This window comes from Devosia oryziradicis (genome assembly GCF_016698645.1).
In the GTDB taxonomy this organism is placed as follows: domain Bacteria; phylum Pseudomonadota; class Alphaproteobacteria; order Rhizobiales; family Devosiaceae; genus Devosia; species Devosia oryziradicis.
Window position 1 is genome coordinate 696,705 of sequence record NZ_CP068047.1, and the last position, 25,285, is coordinate 721,989.

General features: G+C 64.4%; 26 protein-coding genes and 1 tRNA gene. 9 read left to right on the forward strand and 18 right to left on the reverse strand.

Annotation, left to right across the window (positions count from 1 at the left end; genetic code table 11):
• Positions 1 to 157 precede the first annotated feature (157 nt).
• From JI749_RS03505 to JI749_RS03540, 8 genes are all read left to right on the forward strand, one after another.
• Positions 158 to 718: a F0F1 ATP synthase subunit delta gene (locus tag JI749_RS03505; protein WP_267911660.1), complete on the forward strand. Its 561-nt coding sequence runs from the start codon at positions 158 to 160 to the stop codon at positions 716 to 718.
• Positions 719 to 2,254 carry a F0F1 ATP synthase subunit alpha gene (gene atpA, locus JI749_RS03510; protein WP_201659093.1) on the forward strand — a complete coding sequence of 512 codons (1,536 nt, stop codon included), beginning with the start codon at positions 719 to 721 and terminating at the stop codon, positions 2,252 to 2,254.
• Between the two features lie 32 nt (positions 2,255 to 2,286).
• On the forward strand, positions 2,287 to 3,174 hold the full coding sequence (locus JI749_RS03515) for a F0F1 ATP synthase subunit gamma (protein ID WP_201659096.1): 888 nt from the start codon (positions 2,287 to 2,289) through the stop codon (positions 3,172 to 3,174).
• A gap of 24 nt (positions 3,175 to 3,198) precedes the next feature.
• On the forward strand, positions 3,199 to 4,638 hold the full coding sequence (gene atpD, locus JI749_RS03520) for a F0F1 ATP synthase subunit beta (protein ID WP_201659099.1): 1,440 nt from the start codon (positions 3,199 to 3,201) through the stop codon (positions 4,636 to 4,638).
• Between the two features lie 58 nt (positions 4,639 to 4,696).
• Positions 4,697 to 5,122 (forward strand): F0F1 ATP synthase subunit epsilon, encoded by a 426-nt coding sequence (locus JI749_RS03525; RefSeq protein WP_201659102.1) that lies wholly within the window; start codon positions 4,697 to 4,699, stop codon positions 5,120 to 5,122.
• Between the two features lie 226 nt (positions 5,123 to 5,348).
• Positions 5,349 to 7,517, forward strand: a complete 2,169-nt coding sequence (locus JI749_RS03530) for a methyl-accepting chemotaxis protein (RefSeq protein WP_201659105.1) — start codon at positions 5,349 to 5,351, stop codon at positions 7,515 to 7,517.
• A gap of 83 nt (positions 7,518 to 7,600) precedes the next feature.
• On the forward strand, positions 7,601 to 8,194 hold the full coding sequence (locus JI749_RS03535; protein ID WP_201659108.1) for a hypothetical protein: 594 nt from the start codon (positions 7,601 to 7,603) through the stop codon (positions 8,192 to 8,194).
• 53 nt (positions 8,195 to 8,247) lie between these two features.
• Positions 8,248 to 10,116, forward strand: a complete 1,869-nt coding sequence (locus tag JI749_RS03540; protein ID WP_201659111.1) for a methyl-accepting chemotaxis protein — start codon at positions 8,248 to 8,250, stop codon at positions 10,114 to 10,116.
• Between the two features lie 49 nt (positions 10,117 to 10,165).
• Here JI749_RS03540 and JI749_RS03545 read toward each other — a convergent pair whose 3' ends face one another.
• The 18 genes from JI749_RS03545 to JI749_RS03630 all read right to left on the reverse strand — a co-directional run bounded on the left by JI749_RS03545 (position 10,166) and on the right by JI749_RS03630 (position 24,950).
• Entirely contained in the window at positions 10,166 to 10,852 is a 687-nt protein-coding gene (locus tag JI749_RS03545) for an aspartate/glutamate racemase family protein (RefSeq protein WP_201659114.1), read from the reverse strand.
• A 3-nt stretch (positions 10,853 to 10,855) separates the two neighbouring features.
• The gene (locus JI749_RS03550; RefSeq protein ID WP_201659117.1) at positions 10,856 to 11,392 is read right to left on the reverse strand and encodes an RNA pyrophosphohydrolase; all 537 of its coding nucleotides are present in this window, start codon (positions 11,390 to 11,392) and stop codon (positions 10,856 to 10,858) included.
• Between the two features lie 8 nt (positions 11,393 to 11,400).
• Positions 11,401 to 12,528 carry a divergent polysaccharide deacetylase family protein gene (locus tag JI749_RS03555; protein WP_201659120.1) on the reverse strand — a complete coding sequence of 376 codons (1,128 nt, stop codon included), beginning with the start codon at positions 12,526 to 12,528 and terminating at the stop codon, positions 11,401 to 11,403.
• A 97-nt stretch (positions 12,529 to 12,625) separates the two neighbouring features.
• Entirely contained in the window at positions 12,626 to 14,068 is a 1,443-nt protein-coding gene (locus JI749_RS03560; RefSeq protein WP_233280848.1) for a S41 family peptidase, read from the reverse strand.
• 7 nt (positions 14,069 to 14,075) lie between these two features.
• Positions 14,076 to 15,536: a murein hydrolase activator EnvC family protein gene (locus JI749_RS03565; RefSeq protein ID WP_201659125.1), complete on the reverse strand. Its 1,461-nt coding sequence runs from the start codon at positions 15,534 to 15,536 to the stop codon at positions 14,076 to 14,078.
• Between the two features lie 108 nt (positions 15,537 to 15,644).
• Positions 15,645 to 16,127 carry a 23S rRNA (pseudouridine(1915)-N(3))-methyltransferase RlmH gene (gene rlmH / locus JI749_RS03570; protein ID WP_201659128.1) on the reverse strand — a complete coding sequence of 161 codons (483 nt, stop codon included), beginning with the start codon at positions 16,125 to 16,127 and terminating at the stop codon, positions 15,645 to 15,647.
• Positions 16,128 to 16,235: 108 nt separating this feature from the next.
• Positions 16,236 to 16,628 carry a ribosome silencing factor gene (gene rsfS, locus JI749_RS03575; RefSeq protein WP_201659143.1) on the reverse strand — a complete coding sequence of 131 codons (393 nt, stop codon included), beginning with the start codon at positions 16,626 to 16,628 and terminating at the stop codon, positions 16,236 to 16,238.
• Between the two features lie 176 nt (positions 16,629 to 16,804).
• Positions 16,805 to 17,446, reverse strand: coding sequence for a nicotinate-nucleotide adenylyltransferase (locus JI749_RS03580; RefSeq protein WP_233280849.1), 642 nt, complete (start codon positions 17,444 to 17,446; stop codon positions 16,805 to 16,807).
• Between the two features lie 6 nt (positions 17,447 to 17,452).
• A complete protein-coding gene (locus tag JI749_RS03585; RefSeq protein ID WP_201659147.1) occupies positions 17,453 to 18,736 on the reverse strand; it encodes a glutamate-5-semialdehyde dehydrogenase in 1,284 nt (427 codons plus the stop codon).
• Complete coding sequence (gene proB / locus JI749_RS03590) at positions 18,723 to 19,868, reverse strand: glutamate 5-kinase (RefSeq protein ID WP_201659150.1); 1,146 nt, start codon at positions 19,866 to 19,868, stop codon at positions 18,723 to 18,725. The genes JI749_RS03585 and proB overlap by 14 nt, the downstream gene beginning before the upstream one ends.
• On the reverse strand, positions 19,868 to 20,911 hold the full coding sequence (gene obgE / locus JI749_RS03595) for a GTPase ObgE (protein WP_201659153.1): 1,044 nt from the start codon (positions 20,909 to 20,911) through the stop codon (positions 19,868 to 19,870). Before obgE ends, proB begins: the two co-directional genes overlap by 1 nt.
• Positions 20,908 to 21,444 carry a GNAT family N-acetyltransferase gene (locus tag JI749_RS03600; protein WP_201659156.1) on the reverse strand — a complete coding sequence of 179 codons (537 nt, stop codon included), beginning with the start codon at positions 21,442 to 21,444 and terminating at the stop codon, positions 20,908 to 20,910. The genes obgE and JI749_RS03600 overlap by 4 nt, the downstream gene beginning before the upstream one ends.
• Entirely contained in the window at positions 21,441 to 21,959 is a 519-nt protein-coding gene (locus JI749_RS03605; RefSeq protein ID WP_201659159.1) for a GNAT family N-acetyltransferase, read from the reverse strand. The genes JI749_RS03600 and JI749_RS03605 overlap by 4 nt, the downstream gene beginning before the upstream one ends.
• The gene (locus tag JI749_RS03610; RefSeq protein WP_201659162.1) at positions 21,956 to 22,483 is read right to left on the reverse strand and encodes a GNAT family N-acetyltransferase; all 528 of its coding nucleotides are present in this window, start codon (positions 22,481 to 22,483) and stop codon (positions 21,956 to 21,958) included. Before JI749_RS03610 ends, JI749_RS03605 begins: the two co-directional genes overlap by 4 nt.
• Positions 22,484 to 22,603: 120 nt before the next feature.
• Entirely contained in the window at positions 22,604 to 22,870 is a 267-nt protein-coding gene (gene rpmA, locus JI749_RS03615; protein WP_201659165.1) for a 50S ribosomal protein L27, read from the reverse strand.
• Between the two features lie 12 nt (positions 22,871 to 22,882).
• The gene (gene rplU / locus JI749_RS03620) at positions 22,883 to 23,443 is read right to left on the reverse strand and encodes a 50S ribosomal protein L21 (protein WP_201659168.1); all 561 of its coding nucleotides are present in this window, start codon (positions 23,441 to 23,443) and stop codon (positions 22,883 to 22,885) included.
• A gap of 220 nt (positions 23,444 to 23,663) precedes the next feature.
• Complete coding sequence (locus JI749_RS03625) at positions 23,664 to 24,440, reverse strand: MBL fold metallo-hydrolase (protein WP_201659171.1); 777 nt, start codon at positions 24,438 to 24,440, stop codon at positions 23,664 to 23,666.
• Between the two features lie 69 nt (positions 24,441 to 24,509).
• Complete coding sequence (locus tag JI749_RS03630; protein ID WP_201659174.1) at positions 24,510 to 24,950, reverse strand: gamma-glutamylcyclotransferase family protein; 441 nt, start codon at positions 24,948 to 24,950, stop codon at positions 24,510 to 24,512.
• A 120-nt stretch (positions 24,951 to 25,070) separates the two neighbouring features.
• Here JI749_RS03630 and JI749_RS03635 point away from each other — a divergent pair.
• Positions 25,071 to 25,160, forward strand: a tRNA-Ser gene (locus JI749_RS03635).
• The last annotated feature ends 125 nt before the right edge of the window (positions 25,161 to 25,285 follow it).

Here is a 25,285-nt window from a genome sequence, read left to right on the forward strand (position 1 = left end):
TTGCAAGCCGCGCGGGCCTTGTGCTAGAGCGGGCCCGACTTTGAAGGGGTCTCCGGACGTCCCCTTTTCCAGACAAGAACAAGCTTCGGCAACCGCCCGGGTTTCCCAGAGAAATCATGGTGGCAAGCGGGCAGGCAACCAAGAGGGTGTAGCGGCATTGGCAGCGCAGAATTCAGTGCTTACCCAGATCGCCCGGCCATATGCGTCGGCTCTGTTCGATCTCGCTTCCAGCGAGAACCAGTTGGCATCGGTCGAGACGTCGCTGTCCGACGTCTCCCGCCTCATCGGGGAAAGCGCTGACTTCTCGCGTTTCCTGCGTTCGCCGGTCATCACTGCCGATAGCAAGGCCCAGGCGCTCGACGCCCTGCTCGCCAAGGGCAAGACCAATGCACTGGTCGCCAACTTCCTCAAGCTGATCGCCAAGAACGGTCGTCTCTTCGCGCTGGACGCCATCATCGCGACCTTCCGCGAACTGGCCGCCAAGGCCCGCGGCGAGGTAACTGCCGATGTGACTTCGGCCGCGCCGCTCAGCGCCGATCAGGTCAAGGCACTCAGCGAGACGCTCAAGGCCAAGCTCGGCAAGACCGTGACGCTCAATCAATTCGTCGATGCATCGCTCATTGGCGGCCTTCAGGTTAAGGTCGGCAGCCAGATGATCGACTCTTCCCTCAAGACAAAACTCGCCGCGATGAAGATCGCCATGAAAGAGGTCGGATAAATGGACATCAAAGCCGCGGAAATCTCTGCGATCCTCAAGGACCAGATCAAGAATTTCGGCCAGGAAGCCCAGGTTTCCGAAGTCGGCCAGGTGCTGAGCGTCGGTGACGGCATTGCCCGCGTCTATGGCCTGGACAACGTGCAGGCCGGTGAGCTCGTCGAGTTCCCGGGCGGCGTCAAGGGCATGGCCCTCAATCTCGAATCCGACAATGTCGGCGTCGTGATCTTCGGCAACGACCGCGCCATCAAGGAAGGCGACGTCGTCAAGCGCACCGGCGCCATCGTGGACACCCCGGTTGGCCGTGGCCTGCTCGGCCGCGTGGTCGATGGCCTGGGCAACCCGATCGACGGCAAGGGCCCGATCGAGCACACCGAACGCCGCCGCGTCGACGTCAAGGCCCCCGGCATCCTGCCGCGCAAGTCGGTGCATGAGCCGATGTCGACCGGACTCAAGGCCATCGATGCGCTGATCCCGATCGGCCGTGGCCAGCGCGAGCTGATCATTGGCGACCGCCAGACCGGGAAGTCCGCCATCATTCTCGACACCTTCCTCAACCAGAAGCCCGCCCACGACGCAGGCGCGTCGGATACCGACAAGCTCTACTGCATCTACGTGGCCGTCGGTCAGAAGCGCTCGACCGTTGCCCAGTTCGTCAAGCAGCTCGAAGAATCGGGCGCTCTGCCGTACTCGATCGTCATCGCTGCGACTGCTTCGGACCCGGCTCCGCTGCAGTACATCGCGCCGTTCACCGGCTGCGCCATCGGCGAGTGGTTCCGTGACAACGGCCAGCATGCCGTTATCGCCTATGACGATCTGACCAAGCAGGCCGTTGCCTACCGCCAGATGTCGCTGCTGCTGCGTCGTCCGCCGGGCCGCGAAGCTTATCCGGGCGACGTGTTCTACCTGCACAGCCGCCTGCTCGAGCGCGCCGCCAAGCTGAACGAAGACCACGGTCTTGGTTCGCTGACCGCGCTGCCGGTTATCGAAACCCAAGCCAACGACGTGTCGGCCTATATTCCGACCAACGTGATCTCGATCACCGACGGCCAGATCTTCCTCGAGACCAACCTGTTCTTCCAGGGTATTCGCCCGGCCGTGAACGTGGGTCTCTCGGTGTCGCGCGTGGGTGGTTCGGCCCAGATCAAGGCGATGAAGCAGGTTGCCGGCTCGCTCAAGGGCGAACTCAGCCAGTATCGCGAAATGGCCGCCTTCGCCCAGTTCGGTTCGGATCTCGACGCCTCGACCCAGCGCCTGCTGAACCGTGGTGCCCGCCTGACCGAACTGCTCAAGCAGCCCCAGTTCTCCCCGCTCAAGACGGAAGAACAGGTTGCGGTGATCTTTGCCGGCGCCAATGGCTACCTGGACTCGATCCCGGTTTCCAAGGTCGGCGACTTCGAAAAGACCGTGCTCTCGGCCCTGCGTGGCAAGTTTGCCGATCTGCTCAAGACCATCGCCACCGAAAAGCAGCTCAGCGACGACACCCGCGCCAAGCTGAAGTCGGCTCTGGACGAGATCAAGAAGACCTACGCGGCTTAAGGCCTAAGGCCCAATAAGGAGCGCACAGCACTATGCCGTCGCTAAAGGACCTGAAGAACCGGATCGACTCGGTCAAATCGACCCAGAAGATCACCAAGGCCATGCAGATGGTGGCGGCGGCAAAGCTCCGTCGCGCCCAGGAAGCTGCCGAAGCTGCCCGTCCCTATGCCGAACGCATGGGCAAGGTGCTGGCTGCACTTGGCGCCGTCTATGATGGCCAGGAAAATGCACCCGTGCTGCTGGGCGGCACGGGCAAGGACCAGGTGCATCTGCTGGTGGTCGCCACTGGCGAGCGTGGCCTGGCCGGCGGTTTCAACTCCTCGATCGCCCGTCTGGCGCGCGAGCATGCCGCCAAGCTGATCAGTCAGGGCAAGACGGTCAAGATCCTGACCGTGGGCCGCAAGGGCCACGACATCCTGCGCCGCCAGTATCCGGACCTGATCGTCGACACCTTCAACTTCCGTGACGTCAAGCAGGTCGGGTTCACCCAGGCCAGCCAGGTCGCCGAGAAGGTGCTGGCCATGTTTAACGCCGGCGAATTCGACGTGGCTACCCTGTTCTTTGCCAAGTTCGGTTCGGTGATCAGCCAGGTGCCGACCGCCCAGCAGATCATTCCGGCCAAGCTCGAAAAGCCCGCCGGCGAAGGCGTCGCCGAAGCATCGGCCGTGCCCTACGAATATGAGCCGAGCGAAGAAGCGATCGTGGAAGACCTGCTGCCGCGCAATATCGCAGTGCAGATCCTGCGCGCGTTGCTCGAAAACTCCGCCTCGTTCTACGGTGCGCAGATGTCCGCGATGGACAATGCCACCCGCAATGCCGGCGAAATGATCGGCAAGCTGCAGCTGAGCTACAACCGCCAGCGCCAGGCCCAGATCACCAAAGAACTCATCGAAATCATTTCGGGCGCGGAAGCGCTCTAAGCCTCTCAGCGAAGGACCAAACAAATGGCAGACAAAAAGGCCGGTCGCGTATCGCAGATCATCGGCGCCGTCGTGGACGTCACGTTCGACGGCCACCTGCCCGCGATCCTGAACGCGCTTGAAACCACCAACAATGGCCAGCGTCTGGTCCTGGAAGTGGCGCAGCACCTGGGCGAGAACGCCGTGCGCACCATCGCCATGGATACGACCGAAGGCCTGGTTCGCGGTGCTGAAGTTGTCGATACCGGCGCTGCTATCGCCGTGCCGGTCGGCGACGCCACCCTGGGCCGCATCATGAACGTCATCGGCGAGCCGATCGACGAAGCCGGCCCGATCGGCGAGACCGCCAAGCGCGAAATCCACCAGGACGCTCCGGCCTTCGTCGAGCAGTCCCCGGAAAGCCAGGTTCTGGTCACCGGCATCAAGGTGGTGGACCTGATCGCCCCCTATGCCCGCGGCGGCAAGATTGGCCTGTTCGGCGGCGCCGGCGTGGGCAAGACCGTGCTGATCCAGGAACTGATCAACAACGTCGCCAAGGCCCATGGTGGTTATTCGGTGTTCGCGGGCGTCGGTGAACGCACCCGCGAAGGTAACGACCTCTACCACGAAATGATCGAGTCGGGCGTGAACAAGGACCCGCACGAGAACGGTGGCTCCGCCGCCGGCTCCAAGTGCGCCCTGGTGTTCGGCCAGATGAACGAGCCCCCTGGTGCCCGTGCCCGCGTTGCCCTGACCGGCCTCACCGTCGCCGAGAACTTCCGCGACCAGGGCCAGGACGTGCTGTTTTTCGTGGACAACATCTTCCGCTTCACCCAGGCCGGCGCCGAAATGTCGGCTCTGCTGGGTCGTATCCCGTCCGCCGTGGGTTACCAGCCGACGCTGGCGACCGACATGGGCGCGATGCAGGAACGCATCACCACCACCAACAAGGGTTCGATCACCTCGGTGCAGGCCGTTTACGTGCCCGCCGACGACTTGACCGACCCGGCCCCGGCCACCTCGTTCGCCCACCTTGACGCGACGACCGTGCTCAACCGCTCGATCTCGGAAAAGGGCATCTACCCGGCCGTGGATCCGCTGGCATCCAACTCGCGCATCCTGGATGCCAACGTCGTTGGCCAGGAACACTACGACACCGCCCGTAAGGTCCAGGAAGTGCTGCAGAAGTACAAGGCGCTGCAGGACATCATCGCCATCCTGGGCATGGACGAGCTCAGCGAAGAAGACAAGCTGACCGTGGCGCGCGCGCGCAAGATCGAGCGCTTCATGAGCCAGCCGTTCGACGTGGCCGAAGTTTTCACCGGTTCGCCCGGCGTGTTCGTGCAGCTCGAAGACACCATCAAGGGCTTCAAGGGCCTGGTGAACGGCGAATACGACCACCTGCCCGAAGCTGCCTTCTACATGGTCGGCACCATCGACGACGCCGTCAAGAAGGCGCAGAAGCTGGCCGCACAGGCTGCCTAATTGCTTGTTGGGCGCGCCGCACGCGGCGTGCCCCTCTTTCCGCTAAGGGACCAAAACAATGGCTGAAGGCCTCAAGATCGAGATCGTGTCGCCCGAGCGGCTGGTGCTGTCGGAAGTCGTGACTTCGGTCACCGTTCCGGGCAGTGAAGGCTATTTCACCGTGATGCACGACCACGCGCCGTTCATGACGACGCTGCGTCCCGGCTTCATCACCGTCAATGGTCTCAACGGCCAGGACGCCATCTATTTCGTCAAGGGCGGCTTTGCGGACGTTTCTCCGGAAGGCCTCACGATCCTGGCCGAGCGCTCGGCGCCGTTCAGCGAATTCGACCACGCCGACCTCCAGGCCCAGATCAAGGCCGCAGAGACCGAGCTGGCCGCGGCCGCCACGCCGGAAGACAAGTCCTACGCCCAGGAAATCGTCTCGGCCCTGCTGAACCTGGCCATCGAGGCTGGGCAGATCAATGGTGGTCACGTCCACTAAGGATCGTCGGCTTACCTTTTCCAACGCCCGCGGGTCGCCCCGCGGGCGTTTTGTTTTGGACCGTGAACGACATGGCCCTCATGTGCACAAATAATAGGCATGCTATTGATTTGTCTATGAAAGTTGCATGACATCAACATTCGCTTAATCAAACAGCGTCAGTCTCGCCAGCGGGGAAGAGGTTTCGTGCCGCGTCCAGAAGGATGCGCAGATGCTGGAGAATTGAATGGGTTCGCTGCTGGGCAATATCCGCCTCACCTTTGCCATTGCGGCCATGGCGATCTGTTCGATCGCCGTCGCCATCGGCGCCGTCTTGCTGGGCCTGTTCGTCAGCCTTTCCAACACAGCCAGCAACGACGCGCGGCACGAAGTGGCCAGCGCCACGCGCATCACCGCCGAGATCCTGCAGGTCAACCTGCCGAACCTGGAGATCGGCTGGGACCACGCCGGCAATGTCGCAGCGCTCACCATGCGCTCCATGCCGCGCTTCCGCACCCATGACGTGATCGACACCATCGCTCTGGTGGCGGGCGAGAATGCCGCAATCTATGTCTACGACTCCGAGGTTGGCCCAGACATGGTGGTGGGGACCTCAAGCCTGCTCAAGCCAGACGGCGAGCGGCTGCTTGACGCGCCGATCGTGGCGGGAACGCCGCTCTTTGACGCCATGCTGGCCAATCAGCCGGTTCAAGCTGAGGAAATCATCAACGGCACCGGCTATTTCACCCGTTATCTGCCCATCGCTATGGCTGATGGCACCGTTATCGGCGCCTTGTTGGTCGCGGTGGCGCGGGGCCCGATCGAGGCGGTGGTGGGACAGAATCTTACCATGCTGCTGGCGGTGGGCGGCGCGGCCCTGCTGCTGATCGGGGTGATGGCATTGCTGCTCTCGCGGCTTCTGACCCGCCCCATTCCGCGGCTCTCCGACGTCATGAGTGCGGTCGCTGGGGGCGACCTAGGCATTGCCGTACCCTATACCGAGCGCCGCAACGAAATCGGCGCCATGGCCCGCGCGGTGGAAGTCTTCCGCGCCAATGCCGAACGCGTGGCGCAACTGGGTGAAGAGACTAACCGGCATCTGCTGGTGGCCGCCGACCACACGGGCCAGCTCGCCGCCATTTCCATGTCGCAGATCGTTGTCGAGTTTAGTACGACCGGCGAGGTCCTCAGCGCCAACGACAACTTCCTCCATTTGCTCGGTTATGACCGCGCCGAGGTGCTGGGCCGGCCAAACGCGGCCTTTCTGTCTGATGCCGATCCGGCGTCCCTGAGCTACCGCCAGTTCTGGCTCGACCTGGCCGCCGGGCAGTTCAAGAGCGGGGAATATCGTCGCCGCACCCGCGACGGGCAGGAAGTCTGGATTCAAAGCACGTTCAATCCCATCCTGGGGTTGGATGGGGTGCCCTATAAGGTCGTGCAGTTCGCCATCGACGTGACCGCGCGCAAGCAGGCGGTGGCCGCGGTGGGTGCCGGTCTCAAGCAACTGGCCGGCGGGGACCTGACCGGCACTGTCGACACGCCCTTCGAGCCGCAATTCGAGGATCTCCGCCATGCGCTCAATGGCACGGTGACGCGCTTTGCCGAAGTGGTAGGGCGCCTGCGTACCACGTCGCGGTCGATCAAGTCGGCCACCGGGGAAATTCTCTCCGGCGCCAACGATCTCAGCCAGCGCACGACGCGCCAGGCGGCAACGATCGAGGAAACCAGCGCCGCCATGGAAGCCTTGGCAGGCACGGTTGCCACCAATGCCAAAATGGCACGGGACGCGGCCGGCAAGGCCGGTGCGGTGTCACATGCCGCCGCCGAAAGCGGCAGTGTCATGGCCCGGGCGAACCAGGCCATGGAACGCATCACCGCGTCGTCGGCCAAGATCTCCAACATTATCGGCATGATTGACGATATCGCCTTCCAGACCAACCTGCTGGCCCTCAACGCGTCGGTCGAAGCTGCCCGGGCGGGCGACGCCGGCAAGGGCTTTGCCGTGGTGGCGGTCGAAGTGCGGCGCCTCGCCCAGTCGGCGGCCAGTGCCTCGGCGGACGTCAAGGCGCTGGTCGAGCAATCGGCCGACGAGGTCAAGGGCGGTTCCCAGCTGGTCTCCGATGCGGCGACGCGGCTTGCCGACATGCTCGAGGCGGTGCGGCAGAACAGTGCGCTGGTCGAAGCCATAGCCCGGGCCAGCGGCGACCAGGCCGTTGCCATCGACGAAGTTAACATGGCCGTGCGTACGCTGGACGAGATGACCCAGCACAACGCCGCCCTGGTGGAAGAAACCAATGCGGCGCTCGAGCAGACCGAAGCGCAGGCCCAGGCGCTCGACCAGATCGTGGACATCTTCGTGCTCGGGGAGGGCTTGCAGGCGGCAAGACCGGCGGAGGCGCGGGCCCAAGCGGCGTAGCAGTAGGGGAATTCACCGAGTCTTTACCATGCATGTCCATGCTTGGCTCCAACCCGGCTGCTGCCGTCAAGGAGATGCTTGTCATGCGTGTTACCATGCTTCGTACCGGTCTAGCCGCGCTGGTCATCGGCGCATCCGCCCTGCTTGCGGCATCGCCACAGGCGCAGGATGAATTCACCGCCCCGCTCACCGAACTGGGCAAGGGCGAAATTGCCGCCTTTGCCAGCGATCCCGTGCTGATCAGCGCCATCCAGGCGCAGAACGCGGTGACGGCCGGCTACGACCAGGCCAAGATCGATGCATTGGACACCCAATGGCGCGCCGAAGTGGGCGCCGCCAGCAAGCCGCTGATCGATGCCACCCTGGGCAATGCCGCCTCGCAGTATCTGGCCGGCGTGCAGGAGGCGTCCGCCGGCAAGTACACCGAAATCTTCGCCATGGATGCCAAGGGTCTCAACGTGGCCCAGAGCACGCTGACTTCCGACTACTGGCAGGGCGACGAGGACAAGTTCACCATGAGCTATGGTGCGGGCGCCGGCGCTGTCCATATCGGCGACATCGAGCAGGACGAAAGCACGCAGGTTTTCCAGAGCCAGGTATCGGTGCCGATCACCGATCCGGCGACCGGCGATGTCATCGGCGCCATTACCGTCGGTGTCGACGTTTCGATGCTCTGATTTCCTCACGGTCGCCACCCAGGCGGCCGTTTCCTTCTGGCGAGAAGACTTCCATGTTCAAGCTCACCCTTACCCGCAAGATCGTTGGCCTGGTGCTGCTAGCCCTGATAGCAGGTGCTTCCGCCATCAGCTATGTCGGCATCGGCCAGAATGCGGCCCTGTTGCGCAGCGAGCTTGAGCGCGCCAATACAACCGTCTCGACAGCCAGCACCGAGCAACTGGCGGGCGGCATCCGCTTCGGCAAGGCCGACGCCGTGCTGACCGCCTATGAAGGACTCAAGGCGTCGCTTGGCAATCAGTTTGCCGCCGGAGCCAGCTTCGATCTCCAGGGCAAGCTCATTGCCAGCACTGCCGAGGCCGAGGACAATTCGGCCGCCCTGGCCGAGGTTGCAGCCCGGTCGCTGGCCAGCGGCGCCGTGGAAAGCAGCGCGCAGGGAGCAATCGCCTATGTGGCGGTACCGGCCCGGTTCGGGCCGGACAAGGCCGTGGTCGGCACCGCCGCCTTTGCCTGGGACATGACCGATAGTCTAGCCCGCCAGAGCCAGACCATCGTGATGGCTGCATTGGCCGGGGTCGGGGTAATCGCGGTGCTGATCGCGGCCCTGTCGTTCTTCATCCGGCGGTCGGTGACGGGTCCGCTCCTGGGCCTGGTGCGCACGGCAAGCCGCATCGCCGAGGATCCCAACGCCGTCGATACGGTTGCCGGCACCGCCCGCTCGGACGAACTGGGCGAGATGGCCCGCGCCATTGCCGTGTTCCGCGACAATGGCGTCAAGGTTGGTGCGATGAGCGCTGACGAGGCCGCGCAGCGGGCCCGGGCACAGCGCGAGCGCACGGCCATGATGGAATCACTGCGTGCTGCCTTCGGCCAGGTGGTCGACGCCGCCGTGGCCGGCGACTTCAGCCGCCGCGTCGATGCCAATTTTCCCGATGAGGAGCTCAACCAGCTCGCCAACAGCGTCAACAACCTGGTGACCACGGTCGACAATGGGTTGAGCGAAACCCAGCGGGTGCTGGCGGCGCTTGCCGATACCAATCTTGCCGTGCGCATGACGGGCGATTATCGCGGCGCGTTCGGTGCCTTGCGCGACAGCACAAACCAGGTGGGCGAGCAGCTGACGCGCATCGTTGGCCAGCTGCGGCACACGTCGCGCTCGCTCAAGGTGGCGACCGGTGAAATTCTCGCCGGCGCCAACGATCTCAGCCAGCGCACCACCCGGCAGGCCGCTACCATCGAGGAAACCTCGGCTGCCGTCGAACAGCTGGCCGATACGGTGGGGCAGAATGCGACCCACGCCGCCGAAGCCAGCAGCAAGGCCGATGCCGTGTCCCGCTCGGCCGAGGATGGCAGCGTCGTCATGGCCGAGGCCACCGAGGCCATGACCCGCATTACCGAGTCGTCGGGCAAGATTTCCAGCATCATCGGGCTGATCGACGATATCGCCTTCCAGACCAACCTCCTGGCACTGAACGCTTCGGTGGAAGCGGCGCGCGCCGGTGATGCCGGCAAGGGCTTTGCCGTGGTGGCCGTTGAAGTGCGGCGGCTCGCCCAGTCGGCGGCGGGCGCCTCGGCCGAGATCAAGCAACTGATCGACCGGTCGGTCGGCGAGGTTGCGCAGGGGTCGCGCCTGGTCGAGCAGGCTGCCGAGCGTCTGTCAGGCGTACGCGAGGCGGTGCGGGAAAACACCGCGCTGCTCGAGGGCATTGCCCAGGCCAGCCGCCAGCAGGCGTCGGCCATCGAGGAGGTCAACATCGCCGTGCGGCAGCTCGACGAGATGACGCAGCACAATGCGGCGCTGGTGGAAGAAACCAATGCCGCCATAGAACAGACCGAGGCGCAAGCCAGCGAGCTTGACCGCATCATCGACGTCTTCACGCTTGAGGAAAGCGGTGCGAGCCCGGCTTCGCGCCGCGCGGCCTGAGCATGCTTCGGCCTGGGGATGATCGCGGCGTGGCATCCCGCCGTGACGCTTAGCCCAGTGCCGCCGCGACCAGCGCCTTGGCATGAAGGTCGGTCGTGTCATAGACCGGCAGCGGACTGCTGGAATCGTCGATCAGCATGGTGATTTCGGTGCAGCCGAGGATCACCGCCTCGGCGCCGCGCGCCTTGAGCTGGTTGATCGCGTCGACATAGACGCGTCGTGACTCGTCGCGCACGATACCAAGGCACAGTTCCTCATAGATGATGCCGTTGAGGTTGGTGCGACCCACTTCGGGAATCAGCGATTGCAGGCCGCGGCTGGCCAGGCGGTCGCGGTAGAAGCTCATTTCCATGGTGAAGCGCGTGCCCAGCAGTCCCACCGTTTCGAACCCATCCGCCAGCAGCGCGTCGCTGGTCGGATCGGCGATATGAACAAAGGGGACATTGATGGCGCTGACGATCTGTTCGGCGACGACATGCATGGTGTTGGTGGCAAGGCCGATCACGCCGGCGCCGGCCACCTCGAGGTCGCGCGCGATCGCCGCCAGCTGCCGGCCTGCACCGTCCCAGTCGCCGGACGACTGCATGGCGGCTATGGGCGCAAAATCCACGGAATGGACGATCAGCGGCGCCGAATGGAGGCCGCCGCGCCGTGCCGCCGTTTCCTGGTTGATGACGCGGTAGTAGTGGGCGGTTGATTCCCAGCTCATGCCGCCGATCAGGCCGATGGTTTTCATCGGCTAAACATGGGTGAAGCGCTGCGGGATGTCGGCGAAGGCCTCGACGACCTTTTCATAGGCCTGCTTCTTGAACGGCACGATGAGGCCGGGCGTGCGGGTCAGGCGTTCCCAGCGCCAGGCATCGAATTCGGGGGGATGCTTGCCACCGCCCGGGGAGAGCACATCGATCTCGCTGTCCCCGCCGGTAAAGGCAAAGGCGAACCAGCGCTGGCGCTGGCCCCGATACTTGCCCTTGAGCGCGATGCCGAGCGCCTCGTCGGGCAGGTCGTAATAGATCCACTCGGGCGCCTCGGCCAGGAGGCTCACCGCCGAAATATTGGTTTCCTCGTAGAGTTCGCGCAGCGCGGCGCGCAGGGGGTCCTCGCCCTTATCGATACCGCCCTGCGGCATCTGCCAGGGCGCCTCGACTTCGGTGCGGTCCTCGGTACCCTCGTCGGGCTTGCGCCGGCCGATGAAGACATTGCCTTCCTGGTTGAACACGGCAACGCCCACGCAGTCGCGGTAGGGCAGGGATTCACGGTCAGGACGGGCGGACATGGCAAAACCTATTTCATCAGCGCGCTGGCAGGCACCAGCATGATGCCCTTGGTCTCCAGTTCGCGGGCCCATTCGGCAATGGCGGCGACCGAGATGGGCAGGGCGCTGACAATACCGATTGCCTGGCCATTCTCCAGCGCCTTGGCTTCAAGGCTGGCAAGCGCTGCAAGAATGGATTGGCGCGAGGGGTTGGCATCGATGGTGAGGTCGGCGCGGGAGAAGGGCACTTTGTTGCCCTCGGCCAGCTGCTGGGCGAGGGAGCGATTGGACGAACCGTCGTCCAAATAGCCCAGGCCCCGCGTGCCCAATTCCTCCATTACAGGCGAAAAGTCGACGGCCGAGGCGGTGAAGCGGGCGCCCATATTGTTGATGACGCCGACATAGCCACCGAAGCGTGCCATCAGCCAGAACAGCTTGTCCAGGTTCGACCGCGGTGGCTCGCCGGTCAAAAGAGTCTGCGGGCCGGGGTCATTCTGCGGGAAGTCGAAAGGCTCGAGGGGAATTTCGAGCAGCACTTCGTGGCCGGCGGCGCGTGCGGCGGCCACCGTGGTGGTGAGGGTCTTGCCATAGGGCGCAAAGGCCAGCGTCGTCTCATCGGGCAAGGCATCGATGGCGTCGAGCGAACCCTGCTCGTTGATACCCAGCCCGGTCACGACAATGGCGATCCGGGGCAGGCCGGCGGCTGCGGCTGGGTCGACCGGACGGGCATAGGTGGCAAATGGGGTTTGCCCCGTGGCCGAAATGCGGGGGATCGGCCCGTCGGACGTTTCCTCGCTGAGATCGGGCAGAGCGCCGAAAATGTCGGGAATGCCGGCGATCGAATTGCCATTGGCCGTGCCCGTGGGCACCGGCGTGATCGAACCGCCGGCGGGGAACTGCTGGGGATCTGCCGTGATCGTTGCGGCGCCGGTGCTGACCTCGTTGGCCAGCGCGTTGCTGTTTTGCGTCGAGGTGATGGCCACTTCCTGGCTGGGGCGGCCACCATTGGGATCGTCGGTCAGGACCAGACGCAGCACGAAAGCAACGGCAATCAGCGCCAGCACCACAAACAGGGTTCGGGCGATCGGCAATTGCGGACGGGGGCCGCCGGCCTTGCGCTTGCGCCCTGTCAGGGGGGTCGTCAGGTCATTGGCCATCGTTGATCAGTTCCGCACGATGCAAAGACGATGGGGCGAGGCAGCGAATCAGCGGCCTCGCCCCATATGGCTTGATAACACAGCGGCGCCGCCGCCGTTATTCGGCCTTGGGCGGGAAGGCGGCGTTGGTCTCCTTGCCGTCGACCAGACGGATGGCATACTGCAGCTGCGTATCCTCCGCCTTGTCGGCGGGCACATAGACCGACGAGCCGACACTGGTTTCTTCCTGCCCCTCGATGGTGATGTGACCGGCGAGGCCGGCTTCGCCGATGATCTCGTCCCGGCCCTGGAACTCCTCGGGCACGACCTGCTTGATCTCGATGTCGGGGCTGATGCCCAGCGCCTGGATCGAGCGGTTGTTGGGCGTGTAGTAGCGCGCCGTGGTGAGGCGCATCGCGCCGTCCGGTCCAAGCGAGATGATCGACTGCACCGAGCCCTTGCCGAAGGAGCGCGTGCCCACCACGGTGGCGCGCTTGTGGTCCTGCAAGGCGCCGGCCACGATTTCGGAAGCCGAGGCGGAGCCGCCATTGATCAGCACTACCAGTGGCACGTCTGCGATCATCGCGTCGAGTGCATCGGGCTGGGCGTCGTAGCGGGCGCTTTCCTCGGGGATACGGCCGCGGGTCAGCACCACGGCGCCCTGCTTGAGGAAGGCATCGGCGACATAGACGGACTGGTCGACCAGGCCACCCGGATTGTTGCGCAGATCCAGGATGATACCCTTGGGCGCGACACCGTCGCGCTGGGCGAAGATGTCCTGCAGCGCCTTTTCGATACCGACAAAGGCCTGTTCGGAGAAGCGGCTCAAACGCAGCACGGCGACGTCGCCTTCGCCCTCGGCCTCGCCGCCTTCCATGGTCCAGCGCACGGCGCGCATGGCGATGACGGCGCGGGTCAATTCGAAGTCGAGCGGTTTTTCGACCCCTTCGCGGAACACGGTGACCTTGATCGAGGTGCCGATCGGTCCGCGCATCTTGGCGACGGCCTCGTCCAGGGTCATCCCCTGCACCTGCATGCCATCGAGCTCGATGATGAAGTCATTGGCCATGATGCCGGCCTTGGCGGCCGGCGTGTCATCGATGGGCGACACCACCTTGATGACACCCTCTTCCATGGTGACTTCGATGCCCAGGCCGCCGAACTCACCCGAGGTATCCTCGCGCATGTCGTCATAGTCGGCCGGGGGCAGGTAGCCCGAATGGGGATCGAGCGAGGTCAGCATGCCCTGGATGGCGGCGCGGATCAGCTCCTGCTCATCGGGTGGATCGACATATTCGGCGCGGATGCGGTCGAAGATTTCGCCGAACAAGTTGAGGTCGGCGTAGATTTCAAGTGGATCGCGTGGCGCGGCGGCATTCTCCGCGGCCGTCGGTTCGGGCTCTTCGCCACTGGGGGCGGGCTCGGCGGGCGGCGCCTGATCGTCGGCGGGCGGCGCGGGCTCTTCGACCGGCGCCGGGGCAGGTTCCTGGGCAACCAGGTGGCCGGCAGGCAGCGACAGCGCCATGACGATGGCGGCAACGCGAAGGGGAGTGAGGCGCATGAGGGTTCTATCCACTCTGTGTCGGGTTTGCCCACCATCCGGTCGGATCGACGGGCTCGTTGTTTTGTCGGAGTTCAATATAGAGGGTCGGCTGGGTCGCGCCAGCATTGGTGGTTACGGAGCGCCCAATTGTGCGTGATCCCATGGTGCCGACGGGCATGCCCATCTGCACGAACTGCCCGATATCCACGGTCACGGTTTCAAGGCCGGCGAGCAGCACGGTGTAGTTCTGCCCGGTATTGAGAATGACGATTTGGCCGTAATTGAGGTAGGGACCCTTGTAGAGCACCCAGCCATCGGCAGGCGCTACCACCTGCGCCTCGGCACGGGTCACAACCGATATTCCCTGGCTGATGCCGCCAAAGCCGTCGCCGGCGCCATAGTCGACCACATTGACGCCATTGGTGGGCATGGTCAGGTAACCCTTGGCAGCGCCGAAGGGGATCGCAGGTTCGGTTCGGGCACTGTTGGCCAGGGCCACCTGAATCTGCTCGCGCGTGAGCGCCGGTGCGTCGGGATCGTCGGCGCTGCTGCTTGCGTCCTGCGCCGTTGAGACGGAATTGGCGCGTTCGGACAGGTTGCCGATCAGCTCCTGCAGCGTGGTGGCGCGGGCCGCCAGGGCCACCGCTTCGGCCTCCTCGGCCGCCAGTTCCTCGCTCCGTACGGCGATGCCCTGCTTTCGCGCGGCGATCAGCGTGGCGATGCGCAGGCGCTCCTCTTCGAGCACGGCATAGTTGGCCTTGAGCGTGGCCTCTTCCGCCAGCGCCTGAGCCTTGATTTCGGTGAGCGTCTTGAGGTCGGCCGTGACGGCATCGGCCTTGGCGCGCAATTGCGGCACTATGGCCGAGATGAGGATGGCGCTGCGCGCCGAACCCAGCGCGTCGTCCGGGTCGACGATCAGCGCGGGCGGGGGATTGAGCGTGATGCGTTCGAGCGCCGCCAGCACGTTGGCGATTTCGGCATTGGAGCCGTCGAGCCGGCCGCGCACATCCAGTTCGCGGACGATCAGGTCGCTCAACCGGTCCTCGACATCGGCGACCTCGATCTCGGCCAGCTTGACCCGCTGTGCGGCGGCGATCAGCGCCGCGTTCTGCCGCGTGCGATCGCCTTCCATCTCGGCGATCTCGGCCTTGAGCGCGTCGATCCGCTCCTGGCTGAGCGTGATCGATGCTTCGACCGCCTCGAGGTCGGCAGCAGTGGGCGCTGGTTCCGCGGCTGGCGCTTCCGCGTCGGTGATCGTGCCTCTCAGCACTCCATCGACCGGTGGCTCGGCAACTGGTGTGGCCGCCGACGGCGTCGCGCTCTCGGCGGCTGGTGTCGTCGCAGCAGGCGGTTCTGCGGCTGGGGCAGGGGTCACCGCCGGCGGCGCGACGGTGTCGGTCTGGGCGTGGAGAGGCAGGGACGCGGCGCCGGCCAGCAGCGTGCCGGCGAGCAGCAGTCCCAATCTCCTGACCGGCCCGAGCGCCATAAAATCTCCCGCAAGGGCGCCTGGCGCCCGAATCAATGCCGGCACCATAGCAAACAGCCGGAAAACCGCAGGTTAACGTTGCTTAACCATAAAGCGATTGCCCAGCGATCAATCGCCGCGGTGATAGGGATGCCCGCTCAGGATCGTCGTGGTCCGGTAAAGCTGCTCGGCGAGCATGATGCGCACCAGCTGGTGCGGCCAGACCATGGGCGAAAAGCTCAGCACTAGGTCGGCGGATTTGACCAGGTCAGGGTCGATGCCGTCGGCGCCGCCGATGATGAAGCTGGTGGCGGGCCGGCCATCGTCGCGCCAGCGCGCAACCTGGTTGGCAAAGGCCTGGGAACCGATGGATTTGCCGCGTTCGTCGAGCGCGACCACGATGCCGTCCGGCAAGGCTGCCCGCAGCGCCTTGGCCTCGTCAGTCTTGCGGCTCGCCGCGGAGGAGGCACGGGATTCGCCGAGCTCGATGACGTCGAATCCAACAAGCGCCAGCGGCTTGCCGCCACCGGCGGCGCGATCGAGATAGCGGGCGACCAGTTCCCGCTCGGGCCCGGCCTTCATGCGGCCGACGGCTGCAATGGCTATGCGCATAGTGCCACGACCTCGTGGTTCGACAGGCTCACCATGAGGTCTACTCTAGACACCGCGCGAACAGTAGACCTCATCCTGAGCTTGTCGAAGGACGAGGTCGTGTCCCTGTCAGTGTGCGTCGGCCGCGAAGTCGGCCTGCCACATCTTTTCGATATTGTAGAATTCGCGCACTTCGGGGCGGAAGATGTGGACGATGACATCGCCGGCATCGACCAGGACCCAGTCGCAATGCGGCAGGCCCTCGACCCGTGGCTTGCCATAGCCGGCGTCGCGCAGGGCCGAGATCATCTGATCGGCCACGGCGCCGACATGGCGCTGCGAGCGGCCGGACGCCACGACCATATGGTCGGCGAGCGACGACTTGCCGGTGATGTCCACGGCAACGATCTCCTCGGCCTTGGCATCGTCAAGGCAATCGAGGATCACATCGATCATGGGGCGTTCCGGGGCCGCTACGGGCACTTCGGACTGGGTGATGGTATTCTCGGGCAGCGGGGCCATCAGCAACGGCCTTCCGCCCATGCCAGTGCATGGGTCATGCGTGGGGTCAGCATCCTTGGTTGTTGATCGGAATGTGCAGGCGTCTTTGCAAACGGCAAGCAGTCAGTTCCTGTTCCGGTGACGTATCACACGCCGACAATATGCGCGTTCGATGACAGTTTCGCAAGATTGGGCCTTCATTTTGGCTTAACCTGTTGCCGCCCTGCCCTTATTGCCGAAGACGACAATGTTGATTGCCGGCCGTGCAGATAGACCCAGGCCGGCGCTCTCAGACTGGCCAGCCGGGGCGCATCGTCCTCGTCGACCCGCCAGCGGGCCAGGTAGCTGGCGGCCATCGAGACTGGCGCGCGCCGGCTCGAGCCGGGCCGGACATAGACGGCCATCGGCACCATGGCGGCTATGTCGCGCCAGCGCTCCCAGCGCTGGAAATCCACCAGATTGTCGGCGCCCATGATCCAGACGAACCGCCGGTCGGGCATGGCCTGGGTGAGGAAGCGCACGGTCTGCCACGAATAGGTGAAGCCGTGCGCGGCTTCGAAGCCGGTCACCTTGACCCGGGGGTCGTCGAGCAGGTGTCGCGCCGCAATGACCCGGTCGGCGAGCGGGGCCAGCTCCTTGTGGCTCTTGAGAGGGTTACCCGGCGTCACCAGAACCCAGAGTGCATCCAGTTCGAGCCGGCGCAGCGTCTCTTCGACGACGAGGCGGTGGCCGTCATGGATGGGATTGAAGCTGCCGCCAAACAGGCCGATGCGCATGCCGCGCCCGGAGGGCGGCAGCTCGGTTATGCCCGGGATGCGAAAGGGATGGCGCAGGGTCAAAGGCGGTCAGGGCCTCGTCTGGCCGTTGCCGCGGATGCGGTATTTGAAGCTGGTCAGCTGCTCGACGCCGACCGGCCCGCGCGCATGCATCTTGCCGGTGGCGATGCCGATCTCGCCGCCAAAACCGAATTCGCCGCCATCGGCGAACTGGGTCGAGGCATTGTGCAGCAGGATGGCCGAGTCGATCTCGTTGAAGAATTTTTCGACCGAAGCGGGGTCTTCCGAGATGATCGCCTCGGTGTGGTGGCTGGAATAGTGCTCGATATGGGCAATCGCCGCTTCGAGGCTATCGACCACCTTCACCGAGATGATGGCGTCCTCGTATTCGGTGCGCCAATCTTCTTCCGTTGCCGGCTTGGCGGTGGGGATAAGCGCCATGACCTGCGCATCGCCGCGGATTTCGCAGCCCTTTGCGATCAACGCCTCGATGATGGGCTTGAGATGGGTGGCGACGACATCCTTGTGCACCAGCAGCGTCTCGGCGGCGCCGCAGACGCCGGTGCGGCGCATCTTGGCGTTGAGCGTGACGCTGACGGCTTTGGCGAGGTCTGCCGATTTGTCGATATAGACGTGCACCAGGCCTTCGAGATGGGCGAAGACCGGTACGCGTGCCTCGTTCTGGACGCGAGCCACCAGGGTCTTGCCGCCACGGGGGACGATGACGTCGATATTGCCGTCGAGCCCCTTGAGCATCTCGCCGACTGCAGCCCGATCCGTCGTGGGAACAAGCTGCAAGCATTCTACCGGCAATCCGGCAGCATGCAGGCCGTCGAGCATGCATTCGACGATGGCCTTGCTCGAATGGAAGCTGTCGCTGCCGCCGCGCAGGATGACGGCATTGCCCGACTTGATGCAGAGCGCGCCGGCATCGGCGGTGACATTGGGCCGCGACTCGAAGATGACGCCGATGACCCCGAGCGGCGTGCGTACGCGCTCGATATGCAGGCCATTGGGCCGATCCCATTCGTCAATCGTGGCGCCGACGGGGTCGGGCAGTTCGGCAATGGTCCTGACGGCCTCGACGATGCCGTCGATGCGCGCATCTGTCAGCAACAGGCGGTCAAGGAAAGCCTTGGAAATGCCCTTGGCTTCGGCCGCCGCCATGTCCTGGGCATTGGCGGCCAGGATGGCCTTGCGATGGGCGTTGATGGCGCCGGCGGCCACGGTCAGCGCGCGACGCTTCTGCTCAGGGGTCGCAATGGCCAGGGCCTTGGCCCCCAGGCGTGCGTTGCGGCCGATCTCGGCCATGACAGTGGCAATCGAGGGCAGGCTGGCCTCAGCTAAGCTCATTTGCGTCCTCCTTGGCTCCAACCAGCACCATGTTGTCGCGATGCACCAGGGCTGCGCGGTTGCCGGTACCAAGCAATTCGATCACGGCGTCGCTGCGCTTGCCCATCACGAGGCGCGCCTCGTCGCTGTCGAGGCCCACCAGGGCCCGGGCGATCTCGACCCCATCCGGGTTGACGACCGCAATGGCGTCGCCGCGTTCGAAGTCACCGGTCACCTTGGTGACCCCAATGGGCAGGAGCGACTTGCCCGTCAGCAGCGCGCGCGCCGCACCGGCATCGACCTGGATGGTGCCCGCTACGGCCAGGGTGCCCATGATCCAGCGCTTGCGCGCCTGGGCGCGGCTCTGCGCGGGGAGGAACAAGGTATGCCGCCCACCTTCGGTCAGCGACCTGAGGGGATGGGCCTCGGTGCCCTTGGCGATGATCATGGCGGTGCCGGCCAGGGTCGCGATCTTGCCGGCCTCGACCTTGGTGGTCATGCCGCCGCGCGACAGGTGGCTGGCCGCGCCGCCTGCCATGGCCTCGATGCCGGCGGTGATGGCCTTGACGACCGGCAGGTGCTCGGCGTCGGGATCCTTGGCCGGGGGAGCGGTATAGAGCCCATCGACATCGGAGAGCAGCACCAGGCAATCGGCCTCGATCATGGTGGCGACGCGGGCCGACAGCCGGTCATTGTCGCCATAACGGATTTCGGCGGTGGCGACGCTGTCATTCTCGTTGATGATGGGAATGGCGCCCAGGCCCAGCAGCGTCTGGATCGTGGTGCGGGCATTGAGATAGTAGCGCCGTTCCTCGGTGATGTTGGGGGTGATCAGGATCTGTCCGGTGACGATCTGGTGCCGCCCAAGGGCCTCTGCCCAGGCCTGGCTCAGGGCAATCTGCCCGGCGCTGGCGGCAGCCTGGCTTTGCTCCAGGGTCAGTGTCACAGCCGATAGCCCGAGCAGGCCCCGACCGAGCGCAATCGCGCCCGAGGAGACGATGACCACGTCGCTGCCGGCGGACTTGATCGCCGCGATATCGGAAGCCAGGTCAGCCAGCCATTGGCCGCGTAGCTTGCCGGCCTTGTCGACAAGCAGGGCGGAGCCGATCTTGATGGTCAGGCGCCTATAAGGCGCGAGGGCATTGGCGCTCATCAGGGGGCCCAGTTCGGCTCTGCCTTCCGGCGTTCGGCTTCGGCCTTGGCGGCCTTCTCTTCGTCAAGCACGCCGATCACGTCGTAGAGTACCTGCTCGACACCCTTGCCCGTCACGCCCGAAACCAGCAGCACATCCTGCTTGCTGACCTTCTTGAGCACCTTGAGCTTTTCCTTGAGGTCGTCCGGCTCGATGGCGTCGACCTTGTTGAGCACCACGATTTCGGGCTTTTCGGCCAGCCGCTCGTCATAGGCGGCAAGTTCGGAACGAATGGTCTGGTAGGCCTGCTTCACGTCGTCCTGCGTACCATCGATCAGGTGGATCAAAACGCCGCAGCGCTCGATATGGCCCAAGAACCGGTCACCGATGCCGGCGCCTTCGCTGGCGCCTTCGATCAGGCCCGGAATATCGGCCAGGACGAAATCGCGCTCGCCGATCGACACCACGCCCAGATTGGGGTGGAGCGTGGTGAAGGGATAGTCGGCGATCTTGGGCTTGGCGGCCGAAACGGCGGCCAGGAAGGTCGATTTGCCGGCATTGGGAAGGCCAACCAGGCCTGCGTCGGCGATCAGCTTGAGCCGCAGCCAGACCCACTTCTCGACGCCCTGCTGGCCGGGATTGGCGTGGCGCGGGGCCTGGTTGGAGCTGGTCTTGAAATGGGCATTGCCAAAGCCGCCATTGCCGCCCGAGAGCAGCACCACGCGCTGGCCAACCTCGGTCATGTCGGCGATCAGCGTCTCGTTGTCGTCCTCGAAGACCTGCGTACCCACGGGAACACGCAGTACCACGTCGGCACCATCGGCACCGGTGCGCTGCTTGCCCATGCCATGGGTGCCGGTCTTGGCCTTGAAATGTTGCTGGTAGCGATAGTCGATCAGCGTGTTGAGGCCATCAACGCATTCGAGCACGATGTCGCCACCACGGCCGCCATTGCCGCCGTTGGGTCCGCCGAATTCGACGAACTTTTCGCGCAGGAACGAGACCGCGCCGGCCCCGCCGTCGCCGGAGCGGATATAGACCTTGGCCTGGTCGAGGAACTTCATTTGTTTCGGGCCTTCCAGACGCTACGCGTCATGATTGTGTCGATATGCTCCACCTCGGCGCCCCGCGCAAGGCAGAGCAGGGTTGAGCGTCCGGTTTGGGTGAATCCGAGCTTGGTCTGGATCGCCAGCGAGGCGGCATTGAAATGGAACACGCCGGAATAGACCGCCGGTTCATCGGAGACCGAAAAAAGCCAGTCGAGGCTGGCGATCACCGCTTCGGTCATGATGCCACGACCCCAATAGGGCTGGCCCAGCCAATAGCCGATGATCGGCCCGGCCGGTCCGCGATGGAAACCGACCTGGCCAACCAGCCCCTCGCCCGGCAGGTCGATGGCGAAGTTGGTCGCCTCGGCCGGCAGGTTGGGCAGCCGCGTCTTGAGCCATGCCTTGGCGTCGCTCAGGTGATAGGGAAAGGGCACCCGCGCCAGGTTGCCCGACACGGCGATATTGTTGAGGTAGCGGGCGATCGGCTCGGCGTCGCCAACTTGGGCGGGGCGCAGCATGAAGCGGGGTGTCCGCAAAGTGACATTCATGCGCGCCTCCGCAATTGCCAATCCTGCCGCGACAGGGTGGTAACGACATGGTCGACATTGTGTTGCAGCGTCTGGCTGAACCGTATTTCGCGGCGCGCCGGCACGAAGCCGAGCTTCTTCTGCACCGCCAGGGAGGCCAGATTATCGTGATGGGCGCTGGACATGACCACGTCCCGGTCGCAGCCGGCAAAGTGCCAGTCGAGCAAGGCCGTGGCTGCTTCGGTCACATAGCCCTTGTTCCAGTGCGGCCGGGCGATCCAGAAGCCGAGTTCAGATAGCAGCGAGACGCAGCCGATAACGCCCTTGCCGGGCAAGTCGATGATCAGGGTCGACTGCTGCGGTGTGGCCGGACGCGCTTGGCGAAGCCAGTCGACCGCCATGGCCAGCGAATAGGGATAGGGCACGGGCGTGAGGAACCGCGCCACTTCATACTCGCCGATGCCGAGGGCATAACAGGGGGCATCGTCCAGGCAGGGTTGGCGCAGGATCAGCCGTTCGGTACGAATGGATATCATCTGTCCAGCTCCAGATGCATCAGCACTAGTTGCCGGCCGGCCAGGTTATTGATGGTTTCAGTCTCGTGGGCGATTTCTGCGAAGCCGGTCTTGCGAAGCACATTGCGCGACCCGGCATTGCCGACCAGCGCCCGTGAACGCAGTGCTGGAACGCCCGCGGCTTTCGCTGCCGCGACCACAGCGCATGCCGCCTCCGTGGCAAAGCCACGGCCCCAATATTCCTCGCCCAGCCAGTAGCCCAGCTGGGGCGCGCTGTCGCCGTGATAGGTCAGCCCGACAATGCCCATGAAGACGCCGTCGCGCGTGATGGCGTAGCAGGTCTCGTCCTGGCTGGGGACGATCTCCTCGACGAAGAACCGCGCGTCGGCCTCCGTATAGGGGAAGGGCAGCCGCGCCATGACCTCGTAGATGCGCTGGTTGTTGGCGAGGCGGGCGATGTCGGGCACATGCGCCAGGGTGGGGGTAGTCAGCACCAGGCGGTCCGTCGTGATCGAGGCCGGGAGGCGATCCTTGATGCTGTCCATTTTGAGCTCTGCCGAGAATGCGAAAAGGGGAACCGGCAGACCGGTTCCCCTTTACAATTCTCGCATTGCATGAACACGAGCCGGGGAACTGGTCACCGGCTGGGTTCTTGACCTGCCGGGTTATTCGGCGGCCTCTGCCGGGACGACGGAAACGAACACCTGCGAATTCGCACGGGTTCGGAACGCGACGGTGCCGTCGATCAGTGCATAGATGGTGTGATCCTTGCCCAGGCCGACGCCGGTACCGGGATGCCACTTGGTGCCGCGCTGGCGGATGATGATGTTGCCGCCAACGACAGCTTCGCCACCGAACTTCTTGACGCCGAGACGACGGCCAGCGGTATCACGACCGTTGCGGGATGAACCGCCTGCTTTTTTGTGTGCCATCTCTAGGGCTCCTTATTCCTTGTCGGCCTTGGGCGCGGCCTTCTTGGCAGCGGGGGCCTTCTTCGCCGGCTTTTCAGCAGCGGTGTCTTCGGTGGTTTCGGCAGCGGCCTTGGTTTCAGCCTTCTTGGGCGCGGCCTTCTTTGCCGGAGCCTTGGCTTCGGTGGCGGCTTCAGCCTTGGGGGCAGCAGCCTTCTTGGCCTTGGGCGCGGCTTCGCTCACGCTCTCGGTCGAGGCGGCAACGCCGGCAGCCTTGATCGTCGGCTTGGCGCCGCCGGTCAGGATCTCGGTGATGCGTACGGTCGACAGCAGCTGGCGGTGGCCATTGCGGCGGCGGTAATTGTGGCGACGGTTCTTCTTGAGAATGATGACCGTCTTCTGCTTCTTGGTGTCGAGCAGTTCGGCAGCGACAAGCGCGCCTTCGACGAGCGGAGCACCGACGGTGTCACCAACCATCAGTACCTGGTCGAAGGTGACGATGGTGCCAGCTTCGGCATCGAGCTTTTCAATCTTGAGAACGTCGTTGGCGGCAACCTTGTACTGCTTGCCACCGGTCTTGATCACGGCGAAAGTCATTGCTTAACCGGGAGCGTCAAACGCCCGGTCCCATTGTGTCGCGCTCTGTGGCGCCGCAGGCACAATGCCCATATCCTGCGGTCTTCTTGCATGCGCCTGATATCAATCCGGCGGGCAGCCTCGAACAGCGTTTTCAAACAAAGAAAAGCGCGCCAGGAGGCCCGGCGCACGTTTCCGGTCGGGCTTATCGCGGCAAATGCCGCCGGAGTCAAGACTTTCGCTAGGATTGGGAGCCGCCTGGATACCAGTCGAGCAGGCGCAGTTCGGTATCTGGCCCAAGGCGCTTTTCGAGGATCGAGAGGTCGCTGTCGCCGTAATGGTAGGGATAGGCAATGCGCGGCTTGAAGACGTTGAGCGCCTCGACGGCCTGGTCGGGTGACATGGTATAGGGCAGGTTCATGGGCAGGAAGGCAATGTCGATGCCACGCAGGGCGAGCATGGCGTCGGTCGGCTCGGTGTCACCCGCTATATAGACCAGCTTCTGGCCCAGCGTGACGACATAGCCGTTGCCCACCCCCACCGGATGGTAACGCATCCGATCCGCCGTCATGTTGTGCGCCGGCACGGCCCGAACGATCATGCCGTTGAGGCTGACGTCGTCGCCATTGGCGATGGCGCTGGCATTGGCCCTGAGCGCCTCGGGCAGTTGATCGAAGACTTCCTGGCTGGTCAGGATGGGGGCTGCTCCGGCGATCGCCTCAAGCGTGGGAATGTCGAAATGATCGCCATGACCATGGGTCACCAGGATGGCGGTCGGGGACGGCAGTCCGGCATAGCGTGAAGCGCCTCCCACCGGGTCGACATAGATGGCTTCACCGCCAAAGCCGAGCACCAGGCTGGCATGTTCAACCGGATGAACGGTGATGTCACCGTCATCAGTCGCCACGATGTCGCCCTCGAGCTTCACATTGGCCTGGGCCCAGGCCAGGCTTCCACCTGCCAGCGTCGCCAGTGGCAGCGTTGCCATGCCGGCTATTACTTCACGGCGCCTCAGCATCTCGGTTCTCCCTTCAGGCTGTGTCTCCCGAACGCCGGGCCGGCGTATTGGTTCAGCAAGTGGCGGCCGTCACGATGGCGGACGCGACGACAGGCGCTGTCGCAAGGCGACGGCCGTGGCCCGCTCCTCCCCCAGAACAGCTGGCTTGTGCAGGGATGTCCAATCAGCCAGCGACCAGGCGGGAGCGCCTAATGGTATGGCCGCGACTGGCAAATAGGCGTCGGCCTGGTGCCGTTCCTCCCAAAAGGTTACCGCAATGCTTTGGCGTCGATATTCCAGGCCCTCGAAAGCGTCGAGCATGGCGAGGTCGTCCCGGGAAAGACCTTCGAGCAGCAGGCCGGGTGCGTGATCCGGGGCCGATATCACCAGGGCCGGATAGACCCGGCCGGGATAGGTCACGGCCCGATAGCCGGGCGCCATGGCCGGACGCAGGCGGGTCGTATCAACCGCACGGCCAAGCACGGCACCCAGGATGTCGGCATCCTGCAGCGTGCCATAGACGAAGAGCATGCCAAACGCCTCCAAGCTGGAGAAAGGCCATAAGGGGTGTTGCGAGCCGGTTATTGCTATGTCATAAGCCCGGCCGTGTCGACCAGCCGGCACCCGCCCGGGTGTCCCAATCGATCTCGCGGAGAGATGGCAGAGTGGTTGAATGCACCGCACTCGAAATGCGGCATAGGGGCAACTCTATCGGGGGTTCGAATCCCTCTCTCTCCGCCAGCTTCCTCCACATAAATACTTCATTTGTCGCAATTGACGCCGACGATCTCTGGTCTTCGCCCACTTAGTTGAGCCTGCTTCGCTGCATACAGCGGCTCTAGGGCCAACATCGGACCGGCAGCTTT